Source organism: Sphingomonas sp. R1 (assembly GCF_025960285.1).
Taxonomy (GTDB): Bacteria; Pseudomonadota; Alphaproteobacteria; order Sphingomonadales; family Sphingomonadaceae; genus Sphingomonas.
The window spans coordinates 1-17,354 of sequence record NZ_CP110113.1 but is presented as its reverse complement, the minus strand read 5'-3'; the positions used below and the strand labels follow the sequence as shown (position 1 = coordinate 17,354).

Sequence of the window (17,354 nt, the reverse complement as noted above, 5' to 3'; positions counted from 1 at the left end):
ATCTGGCTGCGGAATGTGCCTTTTCTAACTGGCGGCAACAAACCGTTCTAACCAATCGCATGCATTTTCACAGCGTTCATCAGCTGATGCGGTCGGTAGGGTTTCGCCAGGAAGACAGCGCCGCTGGCGTCGTCCTTAAGCACCGAAGCGTCCTCTCCAGAGGAGACGATCACGCGGATCAAAGGGTCTGTTGCGCGGATCTCGGCCGCCAGTTGGAGGCCGTCTAACGAGCCTGGCATGTGCAGGTCGGTCAGAAGCACGTCGATGTTGTGTTTCGCCGCTAGCTCGAGTGCCTCTGCTGTCCCGGAAGCTTCCAGCACCTCGAACCCCTCGTCCTTCAGGACGGCACATGCAAGGGTTCGAATATACTCCTCGTCGTCGACGATCAGCACGGTCGAAGAGAATTGCTGTCCCATCATTTCTCCCTAGGCGCGTGCAAGTGCGTCGAAAATACGCTCTTTGCCCAACCTGAGTTGCTTGACGCGCGTTAACCTCAACTCGTCGGATGTTGAGCATCCGAACGCACCTGATGGCCGATTTATCCGGATAGTCTAAGTACCTAATTGTGACACTACCGTGATTGGGGTAGAACTTGTCCACCGGGACCAGTCTACAAGACATGCCGGGTCGCGATGGCGCCGGGGCCTCCTCTCCCTCCGAGCGACACAAGGAAGAGCCCGCCCCACCCCCCCCTGCGTGGCGGGCTCTTCTGGTGCTTCAGGCGGGGCGAAACGGACCCCGCCGATGCAGCGCTACTTCTTCAACGTTCACGACCAGAACGGATCACTCGTCGACCCGGAGGGCACGGTTTGCTCCGATCGCGAGGCAGCTCGCCGCGCGGCAATCTGAGCAGCCCCTAGTTTTCTAGACGCCTTGCGCCTTCAAAAGCTGCTGCCGTTCGAACGCTACGGGCGACAGCATCCCGTTCCTGACCTGCTTGCGCACCGGGTTGTAGAACATCTCGATGTACTCGAACACGTCGCGCCGGGCGTCCTCGCGGGTTTTGTACGTTCGGCGCCGGATGCGCTCCCGCTTGAGCGAGGCGAAGAAGCTCTCGGCGACGGCATTGTCATGGCAGTTGCCGCGGCGGCTCATCGAGTGCTCAAGATTGTGCGCGCGTAGGAAGGCTGCCCAGTCCATGCTGGTGAACTGCGAGCCCTGGTCCGAGTGGATCAACACCCGATGCCTCGGCTTGCGTCGCCATACCGCCATGTGCAGCGCCTGCAGCACCATATCTGTAGTCTGCCGGCTCTGCATCGACCAACCGATCACGCGGCGGGAATACAGGTCGATCACGACCGCCAGATAGGCGAAGCCTTCCAAGGTTCGAATGTAAGTGATGTCTGTTACCCAGGCCTGGTCGGGCGCAGCCACGTCGAACTGGCGGTCCAGCGTGTTGTCGACCGCCAGGGACGGCTTGCTGCCATGGCTGCCGGGCCTGCGCTTGTAGCCGATCTGCGCCTTGATGCCCGCCAGCCGGGTCAGCCTGGCAACCCGGTTCGGGCAGCAGGTCTCGCCGTGATCGAGCAGGTCGTCGTGCAGCTTGCGGTAGCCATAGACCCTGCCGCTGTCGTTCCAGGCCCGCCGGAGCAACTCCGTCTGCCGAGCATCTTCCCGAGCCCGCCGGCTCAGCGGGCTCTTTCGCCACGCATAATAGCCACTTGGCTGCACGGCTAGGCACCGGCACATCGCCCGCACGCCAAACCGATCGCGATGCTCGGCAATGAACGCGTATCTCACTTTGCATCCCGAGCGAAATACGCGGTGGCTTTTTTTAGGATGTCGCGCTCCTCGGTCACCCGGGCCAGCTCGCGCTTCAGCTGGCGGATCTCCGCATCCTTGCCGGCCTCGCCTGACACCACCTTCGCCAGTTGCCGCTTCCACGAATACAGCGAGTGCTGGCTGACGCCGAGACGCTGCGAGACTTCCGCTACTGGATAGCCGCGCTCGGTGATCTGCGCCACCGCGTCACGCTTGAATTCATCGCTGAAATTGGGCTTCCCCATCATCGCCTCCTGTCCTCAAATTCAGGATCCAAGGCGTCCAGAAATCTAGGGGCTGCTCATACTTCCCCCGAAATGTGGTTTCCGGGGAACAGTATAACTGTCGCGCAGTTGGTCACTTGGAGGTGTTTATGAATAACGCCGACGACTCGACGGTCCTGGTTGTCGAAGACGAAAGCTTCGTCAGGATGATTGCCGCCGACGTACTTGAAGAGAGCGGTTTTCGTGTGCTGGAGGCCCCGGATGCTTCGGTAGCACTCGATCTTCTCAAGCAACATGATGTCGCCGTTGTCTTTACCGACATCAACATGCCAGGTCCGATCGACGGACTGGACCTGGCGAGGATCGTGACCGAGCGATTCCCGCATGTGAAGGTGATCGTCACGTCTGGGAAGCAGTGGCTCGGTCCTGAAGACCTCCCCGACGCCAGCGTATTCCTGCCAAAGCCCTATCGACCAGCACAGCTTACCCGGTTGATCGAGGCTCAAGCCAAAGTCGGCGGATAGGCGCCAACACTCACTCGAACAGCGTTTCTGCCCGATCCGGCAAGGCATACCCAAGCTGCAGCTCGTGGACGATCCGTCGGGCGAAGCGCTCGGAATCCACCAGGTCGCGAAAACCGGCAAAATGGTTGCGCCCGCCCATATAGTCGTCACGACCGCGGCAGGTCCGATAAAGGACTTCGTGGTCGAGGCCACAAAGGCCGAGGCTTAGCTGCAGGTAGCACTTGTCCGTGTGCAGGATGATCTCGCCGGAGACCGCAGATCCGCCACGGCAGGAACGCACCTCATATTCGCTGCTGTCCAGCTGCAGAGCCTTGGCCAGCGCGCGCATCGCCTTCTGGCCTTCGGAATGAAAAGCGTTCTTTGCCGCAGCATCGAAGTCGACGCCGCGGTGTGCCAGCGTCACCAGGACAGGCGCCCCGCGCAGATCCTTGATCGCCCGCATGCAGCTGCCCTGCAGCTCGCTTGCAGTGGGCCGGGTGTCGCAGACCGCCGAGAAGTGTCGGGCCAGCAGGATTACCGCAGGATCTTCCTCGGCGCTAACGCCGGCGTTGCGGCAATCTTCCATCGCCTTGCTGATCGCGTGCAGCGTGCTGCCGATCGTGGTCAGGGCGCTGGGATCGAGAGCTTGCTGGTGGCGGAAAGCGACATCGAAGGTCATGGGCTGTCTCCGGAAGCTGAGCGCGAAAGCACGCTCCCTTCCTCTCTCCCCCTCCTCTCCTGATCGCTCTGGATGGTCCCGGTCATCTCCTGATCGCTCTGGATGGTCCCGGTCATCGCGAAGCGAGATAGTTGCTAACCTGCGATAATCAGGAAAATGCAGAGCCTTGCATGCACTTTGCGGGCTCCATAATCCTCGTTTCATGAGAGAAGATCTGTCCGACTTCACTTCGCGCGCATCGGCGTTCCTCAAGGTCCTCGCTGGGCGCACCCGAAGCATGCTGATCTGGGAGCTTATTGATGGCGAGAGGTCGGTGGGAGAGCTTGCCGAGATGGTTGGTGCGAGCACGACCGCCGTCTCGCAGCAGCTCGCGATCCTAAGGGGCGAAGGAATCGTCTCGACGCGGAGCTGCGGGCAGAGGCGGTTCTATTCTCTCACCAGCCCCGAGGCCCGGCACTTCGTGACCGCGCTTCGCGAACTGCTTTTGCAGAACGTCGCCGCGGCCGAGATCCAGCAGGTACGCGACCGAGCCAGGTGAGGCTCAACGTTCGAAGCGCCCGCGCGGCTCACACGAAAGTCGCTCTCCTTTGCGCCAGCGGCTCGGCTCGATGAATCTCCCTGCGTGGACGCCCACGTGCCTGCCCTCGGCTCCTTCAAGAGCGGCAGAATACCGCCGGCGTCGGGCCGGATCGCTGTCCAGAAATTGTGGCGTAGGCACTGCGTAGCCCGCAGCAATCATCATCTCGCCGAAATCCTTACCGCCCACGTCGACGATCGCGATCGGCCGCCCGTAACTCTGTTTGCCGGTGAGCTGGATCGAGACAGGGCCGCGCTTCATCAGCTTGGATGCAAAGTCCTGCGCGGCCTTGCCGCAGGGCCAACATGATGGCCCCTTTTGGCAGAGCGCCTTCCGTTCAACGGCATCGGCGCCGAAGATCCGGAAATCCACCGCTATCGTGTCGCCGTCGATCGCACGGGCCTGCGCCTCGAAGCCGTCACTGTCTCTTTGTCCCGCGCTCGCGTTAGGCAGGACACCGCAGCTGCTTGTAGCGAGCAGGAGTATAGTTGCGATCAAGCGCATTTCAGCATTTCCTTTGTCGGCTCCCCGGCGCGCGCGAAGACGGTGCGATGCACCTTCGTTTCGAGAACGATCGACCAGCCAAGTTTGTAGAAGTTGCGCACCCGGTAGGGGCCGGCGCCGTCTGCTCGGAAGAAGCGCAGCTTGGCGCCGTCTTTTCGGACGCGGAAGTCAATGGCCTCCTGGCCGTCGCCGCAGGTGAGCGCTCTCTCGAACCGCACCAGGGCGCCATCGGGCACATCGCGGCGCCGGCTCGCGATCGCGGCACGACACCGCGCCCGCCAATCTATCGCGTGCGGCTTATCCGTCTCGGTAAGAAGGTCCAGGATCCGCTCAGGGCACTCGGCTTCACAAGGACCCACGCACTCGTCCATCTGCTTGTACGCGAAGTGGTAGCCATCTCGGGCCTTTGGATTCCAGTTCACGAGGCAGATGACGGCGAAAACGTCGCCTGCGACCCCATTTTCGATCTGCTGGACGGCGCCGTACCAGACTCGATTATTCACGCAGGATGACGCCAGCACCTTGAGGCCGCGTTTTCCGTCCTGGGCGCCGCGTTCGTAGGTGAATTGCGCGTCCAAATAGCCCTTGGGGGTGTCATGCCCCCCCATCGACATGCGGCTCATTGCTAGCCAACCCATGTGACGCTCCTCCGTCAGGCGGCCTTGGCGACGGGCGTCACCGAGGCGAATGCTTGTAGGTATCTGACCGCCTGCTCAGCCTTGGTGGAGGCGAGGAAGACTGCGGCCTTGTCGTCCTTCAGGACACGGATCCAGGAGCCGAGATAGCTCGCATGGTTGTCGTGAAGCTCGGTCGGCAGCCCGAGTTCGGCACAGATAAAGGATTGGCCGAGGCAGGCAACCAGCTCCTCGAAGGCATATGCCCTGTCGCCGAAGCGCTTCCCGAAGGTCCGATCAAGTCGAGTTCGCGCCCCCGTCCAGTGAACATGCTCATGCGCGAGCGTTGACGCGAACAGGTCTGCTGAGGCGAAATGCGCGAGCCGCGGCATCTGGATGTGATCGCTGAGCGGTGAGAAATATGCCTGGCTGCCGCCATAGCGGACCACGGAGGGGATCTGCTCGAAGAAGGCGTCGATCGCCGCCTGACGCAGCGACAGAACCGTCGACGTGGGCGCCACGGGCCTCGGGTAATACCACGCCGGCAAGCCGTCGATCTCGTCGGCGTTATAGACGAGGTAGCTGCGCAGGAAGCGGATCAGCTGCGCGGTTGTCTCGCCCGTCAGCAGTGACTTGCCCTGCTTGCGGAAGGTCGATGCGTAGATCGAGATTGTCGCCTCGGCGCCCTTGCGAACGCGGCCGCCCAGCTCCTCGGCCTGGCGCTTCGTCATCCAGTAGCGGCTTTTGTATCCGCGGCTGTCGGCGATGCTCCAAAGCCACGGGCAGTTGATGCCGGTGTACGGCGTGCCCTCATGCCGCAGCGGGCGTCCCCCTTCGCCGGTGAGCGACCAAGGCCGCTTCCAGGGGACAATCCCTTGCTCGAGCTTCTGCAGCAGAAGCTTCGTCACCTCTTCGGCGATGCTGTTCATGGTCGATGTCCCTCCAAAAAGAGCACCGCCGACGGGGTTGCCGCCGGCGGTGCCAGGGGTTCCAGAAGGAGGCTGGAAGTTATTCGGCCGCGACCGCGTGGAGGGCGTCGTTCACCCCGAAATCGTCTTCGGCCTCGCGGTCGCTGGTCAGATCGTCCTCGTCGCCGATCGGCAGACCCGCCCCGTCTTCTTCGGGGTCCTGCTCGTTCAGTTCCAGATCGTCTTCGGCGCCGAGGCTGAGCTGGTCGGCATCGTCGATGCTCAGCTGGTCTTCACCGGTGCCGCTATCGTCCGTCAGGCTGAGGTCGTCGTCATCATCGGCCTCGCTGGGCGCCGACGGTGCGGCCTCGGTGAACCGCATCGCCTCCGGCACCCAGCGCGTTACCACCTCGCGAACCTCGGCCTCGATGATCGCTTCTCCGGCGAACAGGTTCTGGCAGGATTCGGAGATTTCCGACTTCTTCTGCGTCGCGTGGCGACCCGACAGGGCGGGGCCGCCGACGTCATCGAGAAGCGACAGGATGGCGCCCTTCGAGATGCGATCGAAGTAGTTGAGCGACGTCGGCCGCCACCAGGAGGCGACATCCACTTCGAGGATGGTCGCAAGCCGGTTTTGCAGCGGATTGGAATCCGCCAGACCATAGCAGTCCTTGGCGGTCAGCGAGGTTGCGACCACCCAGGCCATCCACTGCGCCTTGGCCTCGTCGCTCAGCAGGCGGAAAGCCTCGAACCGATCGACCTTCGTCTCGCCGTCGCGCCACCCGTCTTCCATGGCCTCGGCGAACTCGTCGATATAGGCGCGCGCCTTCGACGGCGGCACGGCATCGCCCCGCACCGGATCATCGGGGCGGCTCGCCTTGATGGTCGTGCCGCTCTGACCCATGCTGTAGGAGCCGCGTTCGTCGACCATGGCAAAGAGCATGAAGTCGAGCGCGAGCGCCGGATTGCCTAGAAGCGCAGCACCCAGAACATCGCGCCGCTGTACCGCCAGCTGGTCGAAGAGCACCTGGCTGAGCGCCTTGCCGTCGGGCGCCGCCGCGATCGGCTTGACCGGGCCCGGGGAGATGCCGCCGCCAGTGCGGCCGCTCTGGCCTTCCTCGATCTGCCACCCGGTGATCCGGCCTTCGCCCTCATCGCCGTCTTCGGCCTCGCTGAGGTCTCCGTCATCAACGCCTTCACCATCATCGCCCTGACCGCGCTCCGGTGCTTCCACGATCGGCGTCACTCGCAGCGGCGTCTCGCTGTAATATTCGGCCTCGAGCAGCATCTCGCCGGTTTGTTTGAGCGAAAGGATGCGTCCGACACGCGGCTTCAGCTCGTCGGGCAAGATCTTCGGCCGATTGTGAAGGTCGTTCCGCTCCTCCTGGAGCGCTTCGGCCTCGGTCTCGAGAACGCTGAATGCCTCCTCGCTGAGCTCCTCGTCCTCCATTTCCGTCTCGATCGCCCCGAGACGCGCATCGATCTCGTCGATGCGGGCGCGCTGCGCCTCGGTTATCGGCTCGCTCGGCAGAGTCACGCGATGGAGCGCGCGGGCAACCTCCCAGGTGCTGCTCGATGCAATCGGCCGCACCCAGCCCAGGCCCAGCTCTGCGCCGAGGCGAGCCGCTTCTTCTTCCATGATCTTGGCGGCGATCCCCTCGGCGATCTCGCGGTTGACCCAACTGTCGCCGGTGTCGCTGAACAGATCGCTCTCGATCACGCCGCCGGCGGCGACATAGCGGTCGGCACCGACGAGGATCGCCACCGGCTCGGTCGACTTCATCGTCTCGTTCAGGATGACGCGCCGGATCGCGTCCGAGTTGTAGTTGAAGTTCTTGTAGCTGTTCCAGACCGTCAGCTGGCGATCGTGGCTGGGGGTGGTTGCATAGGCCTTCGCCATGTCGAGCGTGATCTTGCCCTCAGCGAGGGCGTTGAAGATCGGCTCGGCCAGGTCGGCTAGGCGCAGTCGGCCTTCCACGAACTTGCGGGTCACGCCGAACCGCTTTGCGACCGCATCGAGATCGCCGTTCTCGCCGATGAAGTGCTGGAAGGCGCGGCATTCGTCCGCCGGCGACATGGCTAGGTGGTGGAAGTTTTCGGCGAGCGAGGTTTCGGAGAGCGCTGCGTCATCCGCCTCGATGACCAGTACCGGCACGTCGTACTGCGCTGGATCGATCTGACCGCGCTCCGAGAGGAGCATCAGCGCGCGGTAGCGGCGGCTGCCTGCGATCACCGCGAAGCTGCCGCGGGGCTTCTTCAGCGGCGCTACGATCAGGTTCTGGATGATGCCGCGTGCGTCGACGTCGGCAGCCAGCTGCTCGATCAGATCGTTCCTGGGGGTGCGGACGTTGATCGCGGACAGCTGCAGCTTGGCCAGCTTCACGGACTGGATTGCGGGCTTCGTCATGGTCGGATCTCCTTCTGGATGTCCGGCTTTTTCCGGACACCCCTCCCTTCCTCCCTCCTCTCTCGGAGCCCCGTCATGCCGGCGCAGCCGGGGCTAAAGTCTTCATCGGACCTGCATGATCGATTCGATGATCGAGGCTGCTTTGTCGGTCGCGGGCACGAACAGCCGCGTCTTGAAGTTGATCAGCTCGGTCCAGCAGCCCAGCGACTTGAACCAGGAGAGCTGGGCCGCCGGCGCGCCTTCGATCTCTATCCGCTCGTTCCCGTTCACGCGGGCGCGCCTGATCGTCATCGGGAAAGGCTGCTTGATCTCGATCGGTCGCCCTGAGAGGGCGGCATCGATGATTGACCGTGCTGGCATGTCCTCCGTCTTGGAGATGCCGAGCTTGGTGAAGAGGTCGACGACGTGCTGGTCGAACACGAGGCGGCCGAGCCAGCTGTTGCCGGCCTTGTCGACGACGCGGTGGACGGCGAGGTGGTCGCGCGGAAGAGCGGACCAGATGGGCAGCAGGAGGCCGGTGGCGAGACGAATGGTCTCAACATCCAGCTTCTCGGCCGCCTCCTCCACCTCTGCCTGCCACTGAGCGACAAAGGTGTCGCGGTCGATCGGCTCCCACGCGCTCTCGAACAGATCGGCCTCGCGCATGAACTCGCGCCGGCTCGGCCGCTGGAGCTCGACCCGCAGGATCGGTTCGCCATTGTCCCCCATCCAGGAGTCCGCGCGCGTGCGCAGCGCCACCATGCCGGAGCGGGCGTTGCGGACGAAGGTAGCGTCTCTGAAGGCCTCGGCCCGCTCGAGCACCCGGCTAAGCGAAAGCACGCTGCGCTTGCGCGCGATCTCGATCGTCAGCAGATGCGATGTAGCGCCGGTGCGCGGATCGGTGCGCAGCAGCGTGTCATCGATCACGCGCGCCGTTTCGGTCATGATCGTCTCTACGCCCACGTCCAGCGTGCCGGCTTCGCGAGCCTTCTCGACGCGGGTCTCCACAAGCGCGAGAAACTCCTCGAAGATGCTGTTCTGCATGCCGATCGGCAGCGCTAGAAGTCGGTTGAGCCAGCGCTGAATCGGCGGCAGCTCCTCCTTCAGCGCTCCGTCCTGATCGCGCAGTGAAAGCCCTGTCCGAGCCTCGAAGGCTTCGCAGGTCACGCTTTTCAGCTTGCCGTAGTGAAGCAGGCGGAACCAGGTGTGCAGCGCATCCTTGGCGTACTGGCTTTCCAGATTGTCCTTGGGATCGAACAGGTTTTGGCCGCCAGTCTGCCGCTGACCGCGCGTCAGCGCCCCCAGGGTGTCGAGCCTGCGAGCAATGGTCGAGGTGAAGCGCAGCTCGCCCTTGCAGTCGGTGGTAACGGGACGAAACAGCGGGGTGTTCGCCTGATGGGTCCGGTGGGTGCGGCCGAGCCCTTGGATCGCGCGATCGGCGCGCCAACCTGGCTCGAGCAGAAAGTGAACGCGTTGCTGCTGGTTCTTGGCGTCCAAGCTCGCGTGATAGGACCGCCCCGTGCCGCCGGCATCGGAAAAGAGAAGGATCCGCTTGCGGCCCTCCATGAAGGTCGCGGCTTCGACCTGGTTCATGCGCGCCGAGCGACTTTCGACGAGCTGGCGTCCATCGGCGCCGGTGACGAGGCGCTTTGTCCGCCCCGTCACCTCGGCCACGCGGTCGGGCCCGAAATGGCCGAGAAGCGCGTCGAGCCCTGTCTTGATGGGCGGCAGCGCGCAGATGTGCTCGATGAGATTGTCGCGTGCGGCGATCGCCTCCGGATTGTGGACCGGGTTGCCGTCCTCATACATCGGCCGTGAGAAGGCATGGCCGTTTGCATCAACGCTTTCTTCCATCTGAGCCGTTGGGAAGGCGCGCATCAGATAGTCGATGCAGATCTGCGTCGGCGAAAGATCCAGGGTGATTTCGGCCCGCTCTTCAGGGCTCATCTGGGCGAGACGGCGATCGAGCAACGCCTCGGCCGTCGTCACCAGCTGGAACACGACCGACTGCCCTGCAGCCAGGTGGCGCTCAACCTCCGGGATGACCGTGGGCATCTTCATGCTGAGTAGCACCTGCCCGAAGAACCGCTGCTTGGAAGACTCGAAGCGCGATCGGGCCGCGGCCTTGGCGCCGGAGTTGAGCGTCCCGCCACCGAAGCCGTCGACCACAGCCGTCATCTCGAGCGCTCGCTCCATGTTGCGATGGATGATCGACCAGGCCTCGGAGTAGGTGTCGTAGATCTCGATCTGGTCCGGCGTCAGTTCGTGGCGAAGCACCTCATATTCGACGCCGGCGAAGCTGAGCGCGCGGGCGATGTAGACGCCGAGCGCCTTCAGGTCGCGTGCGACCAGCTCCATTGAGGCGATCCCGCCAAGACGGATGTTCGAGATGAACTCTTCCCGGGTGGCGAAGGACGTCTCCGGCCCCCACAGACCGAGACGGACGGCATAAGCGAGGTTGTTGATGTCCGAGGCACCCGTCGCCGAGGCGTAGAGAACGCGCGCGTCGGGCAGGTGGTTCTGGAGGAGAACGCCGCATATGCCCTGCTGCGATCCTTCCTTGGGCCCGAGCGCTCCCTCGCCGCCGGCGACGCCGCCCATCTCGTGCGCTTCATCGAACGCGATCACGCCGTCGAAATCCTCACCTGCCCAGTTCAGGATCTGCTGCAGCCGATCGGCATCGCCGCGGCTTGAGCGCAGCGTCGGGTAGGTGACGAAGAGCACGCCTTCCTGCAGCGTGATCTTCTCGTCGATCTTCCAGTTGGAAATGGGCTGCACGTCGCCCGACAGCCCCCCGAGTGCGGACCAATCCCGCCGCGCGTCCTCGAGGAGCGGCTCGTTCTTCGAGACCCAGATGTGTCGGCGCTTACCGCGCAGCCACTGGTCGAGGATGCAGGCAGCGATCTGGCGTCCTTTGCCGGCGCCGGTGCCGTCACCAAGGAAGAAGCCCATCCGGTAGAGGCGGCCTTCGTTGTGCAGGACCAGGGTCACGCCTTCTTTCGCGGGACGGCATTTGCCGGGGAGGAAGTTTTCCCAGGCATGCCCTGCATAGACGACGGTCTCGAGCTGGGACGCCGACAGTCGACGTTCGGAGACGATGCGCTCCGGCAGCTGCGGGACATGGTTCGGCACCGGCATGGCGATCGAGGCCATGGCGACGGATTCGACCAGTGCCGTCGGGTGTTCGCCGGCAGCGTCGAAGACAATGCGGCTCGGACGATACGGCAGGTAGATGCCGACCTGCTCGCCGAGCGGCGCCGGCTCCTCCAGCTTCGCATAGGTGACCGGCAGAACGGCATGCGATTTCGCCGCTTCAATCCTGCGCTCCGCCGCCGGCCTCGCGCTCCGGCTCGCCCCAAATAGTGACGGCCGCGCTGGCGCGGCGGCGATCGGCATTCTGTCTGCCTTCAGCTCCGCGCGCGCGGGCACCTCAATGACGTCCAGGAACTCGGCGACACTGGCGCGCTGGATGGTCACCGCTTCCAGCTTCTCCGGCACCTTGTCGATGACGTAGAGCCGCACCGCGACGTCGGTGCCGTGCTTGCGATAGCAGCTCTCGAACCGAAGTGAGGTGCGCACCGACGAACCGGCGAGCACCTTGGCATACGCGTCCCGCATGCGCGCGCTGTTCGTGAACCAATCGGGCATGATCGCCACCACGCGGCCCCCCGGGCGAACCCGTCGGAGCGCCGCCATCAGGTGGCGAGCGGCAGCCAGGTCGTCAGCCCCGCGGCCTAAGCTGCGTGCGAAGGGCGGGTTCATCAGCACCACAGATGGCCGCGCCAGCGCAGCATGCTTGGTCACCAGCATGGCACCGTCATCAGCCGTTATGGTCGCGGCCCCGAAGCCTCGCGTCAGTCCGGCGCGCCGCACGTCATCGATCTCGTTCAGCTGCAGCGCCGCGCACGCTGGCGCTTGGGCAACCAACAGGCCGTTGCCGGCGCTCGGCTCGAGCACGACGTCATCGGGCCCGATCGCCGCCATGAGCACCGCGATCGCCGCGATGTCCGCGGGCGTCGAGAACTGCTGGAATTGCAGCTGCTCTTCGCTGCGCACGGACTGCGTCGGAAGCCGTTCCATCAACCGGATCGCATGCGCCACATCGCCGAAGCCGGTGAGGCCATAGGGCTTGGCCTGCAGGTAAAGGGTAAGCGCCCGCTCGAGCGCCTCGAAGCTGTCGCGCTGCGACCAATGCCCTTCGGCATCCGTACCGCCCAGAGCCTCGGTCATTGCTGCATTCAGGTGCTTTCGCGTGATCTTCTCGCCGGTTGCCAGCAATTCGGCGATCGCCGTGGCTGGATCCGCCGGCGGCCGCGTCGCAAGGTCGATAAGGTCGAGCATGGGGATCTCCTGGCTTGGCCGCGCCCACGCGCAGCCTCACCCCTCCCCTCCCTCTCCTCTCTTCTGCCGCTGGAGCACCGCCGCCCAATCGGAAGCGCCGCTCGGCGAATAGTCGACAAGGACGATCCGCTGAGCCGTTACGTACCGCTGGATGGCCTTGGTGACCGCGAGGCGACCAGGTCCATCGGGATCGCCGGCGAGGATCAGCTTGGTGACGCTATCCGGGATGCGGCAGAGATCGAACCGGCGCGTGCCGAAAGATGCCCAGCAGGGAACGTCCTTCAGCTCCGAGTAGCTCGCTGCCGTCTCCATGCCTTCGGCAAGACCAATTGTGCTGGAATAGCCGCCGCCCTGCCACACCCCGGCGCCCAAGCGACCAAGCGTTACCTTCTCGGTGTACCAAGCCGTCTCCGGATCAAGGAAGATCCGCTGGATGGCGACCAGGTTGTTGCCATCGCGGGCCGCCACCAGCAGCGCCGGCTTGTAGACCGTGTGCGGCTTCGGATGATGCGGGCAACGCGGATGGAAGCGCAGGTCGTTCAGGTCCGGTGGTAGGCCGCGGCGGCACAGATAGCGCTCTGCGAGCGTCCCGCGCACCGGCCCCGCCTCTTCCCAGATCTTTGCCACGTTGGCTGTGCCGCTTGGGCGATCCTCAGGCATCGGGTGCCTTCCGGTCACGCGAACCCTCGCCAGTTCTCGGAGCACGTCCTCGCTGGCACAGCCAGCAAAGCAGTTTACTAGAATGCCGCGATCGCCCTGTCGGATCGAAAGGCTTGGCTTGGAGTCCTGGTGCGCCGGGCACCGGCACATGCCTCTGTAGCCGTCCCAATGTCCGTCGAGTGCAGCCACCAGGTCGACCAGTTCCTGGCTCGGGCGCCTTGCGATGATCGTCATCAGGCCTCTCCCGGGAAGTTCAATGCGCCGAGCGCTCCGCCTTCCACTTCGGCGATGACGTAGCTTCCCCCCGAGCGCGCGAAGAAGTCCTTGATGGCTCGTTCTGAATCAGTTGGAATCGCCAGATCCGAGAAGCTCCATCGCGACTTCACGTGATCGAGAAGCGCGGCCTTCGCCTGCATGTGGCTATCATGGACGTCCGTGAAATCAGGCCTTCCCGGGTCGCGAATGAACAGGATTATCTTCGCCATTGCTGGAAGCTTTCGGTAAGGTTGAGAGCGGCACAGCTGCTCCTGATCGGCCTACGAGCGCGAGTTCCCACGTTCTGAGCCGATCTTCCCTCTCCCCCTCTTCTCTTCGCCTCATGCATTTACCGTGCGCTAAGGTCGCTTGATTATAGTTTCGGAACTGTGACCATGAGGCGCCTGTTGAAGCAGGGAGCCGACTTTTCGAGATATCTGTGAGCCAGCTTTCCCCGATCGAAATCAGCAACTGGATAGCGATTTATCTTGCCGCAGGCCTGTGCTGCGCGATCGCTATGGCGCTCTCGGTCTCCGTAACTCTTCATGGTCTTTGGAGGGATCGGGCATGGGCAGAGGTGGGGACGCTGAAGGGAGCGGTTCTCTTCCTGCCCAAGGCATGGTGGAGGTGGCAAAAGCTATATCTGCTTTCGACGCCGGTGACGCTCGGTATTGTAGGCTATTTCGCGGCCTCCATGGCTTGGCGATGAGGCTATCGCCTCGCTACAGGTTCAATGCTCGTAGAATATTGTGGGATCCTTTGCCTTCTTCAATTTCCCTTGCGGACAGTATGCAAAGTGTGCCGAGGTGAGACATCCGCGGATGTGTAATCGCCTTTGACGCTCGATACGTATCGTTTTCGAACCCCATTACCTCGATAACTAGCGTCTTGATCTCACCCGTCCGTCGCGATCGAGCCTCAAGGATGAAGTCGGGTCGGCAATTTCCCGCCGGTGTCTGGCTGTCAAAAATCGGCTTTCTGATCGCCACATCGACATCTTCCCGGTGCAGTCGGCGCTGCACCTCAAGCAGGTCGCGGAAGGCATCGCGCTCGAGCTGGGAATCCACGGGCACGAACAGTCGGCCGTTGTAGATGGGTTGCGCATAGGCGCGGAGTGGCGAGTATCCCCGCGCTTCGGGATATTTGCCGACTACGATCATGGTGAGGAACGGGCCGTTGACCGGGTTGCCCCGAACTGCCGGTGATTGCACCCGGTTTGCGACGAAGACGCTCTCCCCGTTCGCCAGGAAGATCTCGTTCGCCTTGTGGCCCTTTGAGAAGAGTAAAACAAAGCCCTGGGGCTCATGCTCGGCGGGCCATTCTTGGCTGAGGCGTCGGAGGGCGGCGTAAACCGCTTTTGCCTCGAGCGGGCGATGGTGCGTCCAAAATGCCCTGGCGAGCTCGATACCGGGAGCGATTTCGATCTGGGCTGCCGCGCGGCCGATTGCTTGGAAGCTCTCGCGGATCGACCATTCTTCATGGGCCGCAAGTGGCGCGATCACGTTCACCCCGCTCGTGTCCATTAGCCGCCAGAGCAGCCGCGCTAGGCGCGGCGTCGACGCATTTCGCGTGCGATCATCCGTGACATCGCTCTCGGGGCGCTTCGACAGGTTCTCCGGAGCCGGCTTCAGAACCGAGAAAAACCCTGCCGGCGCATCATTTGCAGTCGCTTTCGACCGCACTTCGGTTACCCGGTTGGTAGCCTGGTCGCGGAAGAACGGGCAGTCCTCGCGATGCTCTGGCCGCTGGGTAAGGCGCCTCAGATAATAGGTTTCTGCCTCGGACAGGTATGCCGGCGTCAGGATCGGAGGGGCCTTTTCGCGGCCCAGGCAATCGCAAGCGATCCATTTCATGCCGATGCGCGCCTGCTGCACCAGGTTGATGCCGGCAATTTCGTCGTGGTGGGTGCCGTCGCCGACGTACCAGCGGACCAACGCCTCCCGCACGATAGTTGGAAGTGGGATCCTGGATCGGTCAAGTCCTGGGGTGTCGCGGTCTATAAGCCACATCGCTCTGACTTCCAAATCAGCGGTCGATTAGAGTGTCTCTACCTTGCGCACCCTTGACAAGCTCTCCCCCCTCGCCCTCCACTTTATGAAACAGCCCTTGGAGAGCCTTGATGCTCCGCTCGATCTATTTCGCTTCTGTCTTCAGCGCGACCCTCGCAACGTCAGCTGCGGCCCAGAACCGCCCCACGCGGGAGGTCCAGCTCATCCACCTGGGTGCCGCACAACCATCCGCCTCGGAAAGCGGCGCTCCGGTCGCGGGCGACGTCCCAGAAGCAGCTCAACCAGCGGTCACCGACGCTCTGTTGACTGCCTTCCGGGTCCACGATCTGAGTCGCCGCTATGTCGAATTTCAGATGGTGCAGGGCTTCAGCGGCCTGTCTTCGCCGCCGCTTGAACTGCCTGAGACAGGTTTCCACCGTGTCGCGCCGGTCTCGTCGATCTCGGTGCCGGCGTGGATGCGCGCGAGTGCGGCATTCCCTTCGATCTCCTACACCCCTGGATGCGCCCCGGTGCCATACGCTCCCTCGGGATTGCTTGGCTCTGCCGCCGAGGTGAGACGCGCTACCTATTACGGCATGATGAGCGCTATCGCGTGCGAGCACGGTATCCCGGTCGGCCTCTTCGACGCCGTCATAATGCAAGAGAGTCGCTATAATCCGCTCGCGGTCTCAACTGCCAATGCCTACGGCCTCGCCCAGCTTATGCCCGGCACGGCCGCTAGTCTGGGTGTGAATCGTTACGATGTTGTGCAAAATCTCCGGGGCGGCGCCCGGTACCTTCGCCAGCAGTTAGATCGGTACGGCCAGGTGCACCTCGCTCTTGCGGCGTACAATGCAGGGCCGGGACGTGTGAGAACTAAGGTCCCGCGGATTACCGAGACCGAAAATTACGTGCGTTCGATCATCGATAACTGGTCAGCTCTGTTCGGTACCGCTCCCCCTCCCCGTGTCCGACCCGCCTATGTGCGGCCTTCGCGGCGTGAGGCAGGTGTCCAAAGTTTTTGAGCGGGTCGGGCTCTGGGAGCGCACGATCAGGCCGCCGCGAGCCTTTCCCTTACAACCCGCTTTTGCTGCCGCCGCCGAAGCACGACCATCGTCTGCTGCTTCCGGATTTTGCGACCCCGCGCATCCTCGACTTTATCGTTCGAAACGATGTCGTGGATCGCAATCTCATATTCCGGAAGGCGATCCTCGCTTTCGACCTTCTTCAGCTGCTGGCGGAACTTCGCCGTGCCGGCCTGAGATCCAATCTTCGACGCAAGATATTCGAGCGGGACTTCGTAATCCCCACTGTCGCTATAGCAGTGTGCAAGCTCGTAGATCCGCCTCTCGATGGAGCCCAATTTGAAGTAATCTGAATGATAATTGTACATACGGTTATCGCATGTAATGGCTCGAGACAGCCAGTCACAGATCATCACCCGCACGGACTCGAGCTGAACCGTTCCGTCAGGTAGGCGACGAGTCTCTGAATGTGCCTCCGAAAACCAGGAGAAATAGCCTCTCGTGCCGCGGTTTCCGGTCTCAATATTCGTCTGGATTTGGGTGCCCTGAAGACGTGCCAAAGCGTCGGAAAAGCGCTCGTAATCGCGCTTGGAAGGGCGGCTTACGCCAGTAACGCGAAAGAAGTCGTGTGTATTAAACTTCACCTCGCGACTCGACTCGCCCAGATCCTGCATCCTGTTAGCGATGACAGAGGATACGTAGATCAAAATCTCCTTATCCCACATGGTCGCAATACCCATCGAACTCGGTTTTATTTGAATTTTTACGTCGCCGAATTCGTATCGGATCTCTTCCATTTGGGGCTTCTTAGAAAGCGCGAAGAGTGGGAAATCCATGACGCTACGCTCGCCGCGGACCTTCCCGGTCATCGGGCTGTCCAACCGCTCGAAAAGCCGGCCCTGCATGGGAGCGCTGATTGTCTTGGTCAT

Annotated in this window: 17 protein-coding genes; 5 read left to right on the top strand and 12 right to left on the bottom strand. The window is 62.9% G+C overall.

Annotation, left to right across the window (positions count from 1 at the left end):
* Positions 1-47: 47 nt before the first annotated feature.
* Entirely contained in the window at positions 48-416 is a 369-nt protein-coding gene (locus OIM94_RS19485; protein WP_264610243.1) for a response regulator, read from the bottom strand.
* A 328-nt stretch (positions 417-744) separates the two neighbouring features.
* On the opposite strand from OIM94_RS19485, the gene OIM94_RS20210 reads away from it, so the two are divergent.
* Positions 745-849, top strand: a complete 105-nt coding sequence (locus OIM94_RS20210) for a DUF6894 family protein (protein ID WP_413716417.1) — start codon at positions 745-747, stop codon at positions 847-849.
* Positions 850-864: 15 nt separating this feature from the next.
* Here the strand turns inward: OIM94_RS20210 and OIM94_RS19480 are convergent.
* Positions 865-2,006, bottom strand: a protein-coding gene (locus tag OIM94_RS19480) for an IS3 family transposase (protein WP_264610242.1) whose coding sequence is annotated in 2 segments (ribosomal slippage) — positions 865-1,766 and positions 1,766-2,006 — 1,143 coding nt in all. Because the reading frame shifts where the segments join, the coding sequence is not laid out codon by codon here.
* A 128-nt stretch (positions 2,007-2,134) separates the two neighbouring features.
* Between OIM94_RS19480 and OIM94_RS19475 the strand changes: the two genes are divergently transcribed.
* Positions 2,135-2,509 carry a response regulator gene (locus OIM94_RS19475; protein ID WP_264610241.1) on the top strand — a complete coding sequence of 125 codons (375 nt, stop codon included), beginning with the start codon at positions 2,135-2,137 and terminating at the stop codon, positions 2,507-2,509.
* Between the two features lie 10 nt (positions 2,510-2,519).
* Here the strand turns inward: OIM94_RS19475 and OIM94_RS19470 are convergent, their stop codons facing one another.
* Positions 2,520-3,167 (bottom strand): hypothetical protein, encoded by a 648-nt coding sequence (locus OIM94_RS19470; RefSeq protein ID WP_264610240.1) that lies wholly within the window; start codon positions 3,165-3,167, stop codon positions 2,520-2,522.
* A gap of 202 nt (positions 3,168-3,369) precedes the next feature.
* On the opposite strand from OIM94_RS19470, the gene OIM94_RS19465 reads away from it, so the two are divergent.
* Positions 3,370-3,705 carry an ArsR/SmtB family transcription factor gene (locus tag OIM94_RS19465; protein ID WP_264610239.1) on the top strand — a complete coding sequence of 112 codons (336 nt, stop codon included), beginning with the start codon at positions 3,370-3,372 and terminating at the stop codon, positions 3,703-3,705.
* A 3-nt stretch (positions 3,706-3,708) separates the two neighbouring features.
* Here the strand turns inward: OIM94_RS19465 and OIM94_RS19460 are convergent, their stop codons facing one another.
* The 7 genes from OIM94_RS19460 to OIM94_RS19430 all read right to left on the bottom strand — a co-directional run bounded on the left by OIM94_RS19460 (position 3,709) and on the right by OIM94_RS19430 (position 13,642).
* Positions 3,709-4,248 carry a thermonuclease family protein gene (locus OIM94_RS19460; protein ID WP_264610238.1) on the bottom strand — a complete coding sequence of 180 codons (540 nt, stop codon included), beginning with the start codon at positions 4,246-4,248 and terminating at the stop codon, positions 3,709-3,711.
* Entirely contained in the window at positions 4,239-4,886 is a 648-nt protein-coding gene (locus OIM94_RS19455) for a DUF6927 domain-containing protein (protein WP_264610237.1), read from the bottom strand. Before OIM94_RS19455 ends, OIM94_RS19460 begins: the two co-directional genes overlap by 10 nt.
* A 14-nt stretch (positions 4,887-4,900) precedes the next feature.
* Positions 4,901-5,791 carry an ArdC family protein gene (locus tag OIM94_RS19450; RefSeq protein WP_264610236.1) on the bottom strand — a complete coding sequence of 297 codons (891 nt, stop codon included), beginning with the start codon at positions 5,789-5,791 and terminating at the stop codon, positions 4,901-4,903.
* A 79-nt stretch (positions 5,792-5,870) separates the two neighbouring features.
* Positions 5,871-8,177: a ParB/RepB/Spo0J family partition protein gene (locus OIM94_RS19445; protein ID WP_264610235.1), complete on the bottom strand. Its 2,307-nt coding sequence runs from the start codon at positions 8,175-8,177 to the stop codon at positions 5,871-5,873.
* A gap of 102 nt (positions 8,178-8,279) precedes the next feature.
* Positions 8,280-12,497, bottom strand: a complete 4,218-nt coding sequence (locus tag OIM94_RS19440) for a strawberry notch family protein (protein WP_264610234.1) — start codon at positions 12,495-12,497, stop codon at positions 8,280-8,282.
* Positions 12,498-12,533: 36 nt separating this feature from the next.
* Positions 12,534-13,391 carry a toprim domain-containing protein gene (locus OIM94_RS19435; RefSeq protein ID WP_264610233.1) on the bottom strand — a complete coding sequence of 286 codons (858 nt, stop codon included), beginning with the start codon at positions 13,389-13,391 and terminating at the stop codon, positions 12,534-12,536.
* A complete protein-coding gene (locus OIM94_RS19430; RefSeq protein WP_264610232.1) occupies positions 13,391-13,642 on the bottom strand; it encodes a hypothetical protein in 252 nt (83 codons plus the stop codon). The genes OIM94_RS19435 and OIM94_RS19430 overlap by 1 nt, the downstream gene beginning before the upstream one ends.
* Before the next feature lie 209 nt (positions 13,643-13,851).
* Here OIM94_RS19430 and OIM94_RS19425 point away from each other — a divergent pair, with 209 nt between their 5' ends.
* A complete protein-coding gene (locus OIM94_RS19425; protein WP_264610231.1) occupies positions 13,852-14,121 on the top strand; it encodes a hypothetical protein in 270 nt (89 codons plus the stop codon).
* A gap of 13 nt (positions 14,122-14,134) precedes the next feature.
* Here OIM94_RS19425 and OIM94_RS19420 read toward each other — a convergent pair whose 3' ends face one another.
* Positions 14,135-15,421: a hypothetical protein gene (locus OIM94_RS19420; RefSeq protein ID WP_264610230.1), complete on the bottom strand. Its 1,287-nt coding sequence runs from the start codon at positions 15,419-15,421 to the stop codon at positions 14,135-14,137.
* Between the two features lie 110 nt (positions 15,422-15,531).
* On the opposite strand from OIM94_RS19420, the gene OIM94_RS20185 reads away from it, so the two are divergent.
* Positions 15,532-16,425 (top strand): lytic transglycosylase domain-containing protein, encoded by an 894-nt coding sequence (locus OIM94_RS20185; RefSeq protein ID WP_319801160.1) that lies wholly within the window; start codon positions 15,532-15,534, stop codon positions 16,423-16,425.
* Between the two features lie 26 nt (positions 16,426-16,451).
* Here OIM94_RS20185 and OIM94_RS19410 read toward each other — a convergent pair whose 3' ends face one another.
* Positions 16,452-17,354: a replication initiator protein A gene (locus OIM94_RS19410; protein WP_264610229.1), complete on the bottom strand. Its 903-nt coding sequence runs from the start codon at positions 17,352-17,354 to the stop codon at positions 16,452-16,454.

Coding starts and splice junctions, on each gene's coding strand:
- OIM94_RS19470 (WP_264610240.1), bottom strand. CDS start 3,167: ATGACCTTCGATGTCGCTTTCCGCCACCAGCAAGCTCTCGATCCCAGC.
- OIM94_RS19460 (WP_264610238.1), bottom strand. CDS start 4,248: ATGCGCTTGATCGCAACTATACTCCTGCTCGCTACAAGCAGCTGCGGT.
- OIM94_RS19420 (WP_264610230.1), bottom strand. CDS start 15,421: ATGTGGCTTATAGACCGCGACACCCCAGGACTTGACCGATCCAGGATC.
- OIM94_RS19435 (WP_264610233.1), bottom strand. CDS start 13,391: ATGACGATCATCGCAAGGCGCCCGAGCCAGGAACTGGTCGACCTGGTG.
- OIM94_RS20210 (WP_413716417.1), top strand. CDS start 745: ATGCAGCGCTACTTCTTCAACGTTCACGACCAGAACGGATCACTCGTC.
- OIM94_RS19410 (WP_264610229.1), bottom strand. CDS start 17,354: ATGACCAAGACAATCAGCGCTCCCATGCAGGGCCGGCTTTTCGAGCGG.
- OIM94_RS19465 (WP_264610239.1), top strand. CDS start 3,370: ATGAGAGAAGATCTGTCCGACTTCACTTCGCGCGCATCGGCGTTCCTC.
- OIM94_RS20185 (WP_319801160.1), top strand. CDS start 15,532: ATGCTCCGCTCGATCTATTTCGCTTCTGTCTTCAGCGCGACCCTCGCA.
- OIM94_RS19445 (WP_264610235.1), bottom strand. CDS start 8,177: ATGACGAAGCCCGCAATCCAGTCCGTGAAGCTGGCCAAGCTGCAGCTG.
- OIM94_RS19485 (WP_264610243.1), bottom strand. CDS start 416: ATGGGACAGCAATTCTCTTCGACCGTGCTGATCGTCGACGACGAGGAG.
- OIM94_RS19475 (WP_264610241.1), top strand. CDS start 2,135: ATGAATAACGCCGACGACTCGACGGTCCTGGTTGTCGAAGACGAAAGC.
- OIM94_RS19450 (WP_264610236.1), bottom strand. CDS start 5,791: ATGAACAGCATCGCCGAAGAGGTGACGAAGCTTCTGCTGCAGAAGCTC.
- OIM94_RS19455 (WP_264610237.1), bottom strand. CDS start 4,886: ATGGGTTGGCTAGCAATGAGCCGCATGTCGATGGGGGGGCATGACACC.
- OIM94_RS19430 (WP_264610232.1), bottom strand. CDS start 13,642: ATGGCGAAGATAATCCTGTTCATTCGCGACCCGGGAAGGCCTGATTTC.
- OIM94_RS19440 (WP_264610234.1), bottom strand. CDS start 12,497: ATGCTCGACCTTATCGACCTTGCGACGCGGCCGCCGGCGGATCCAGCC.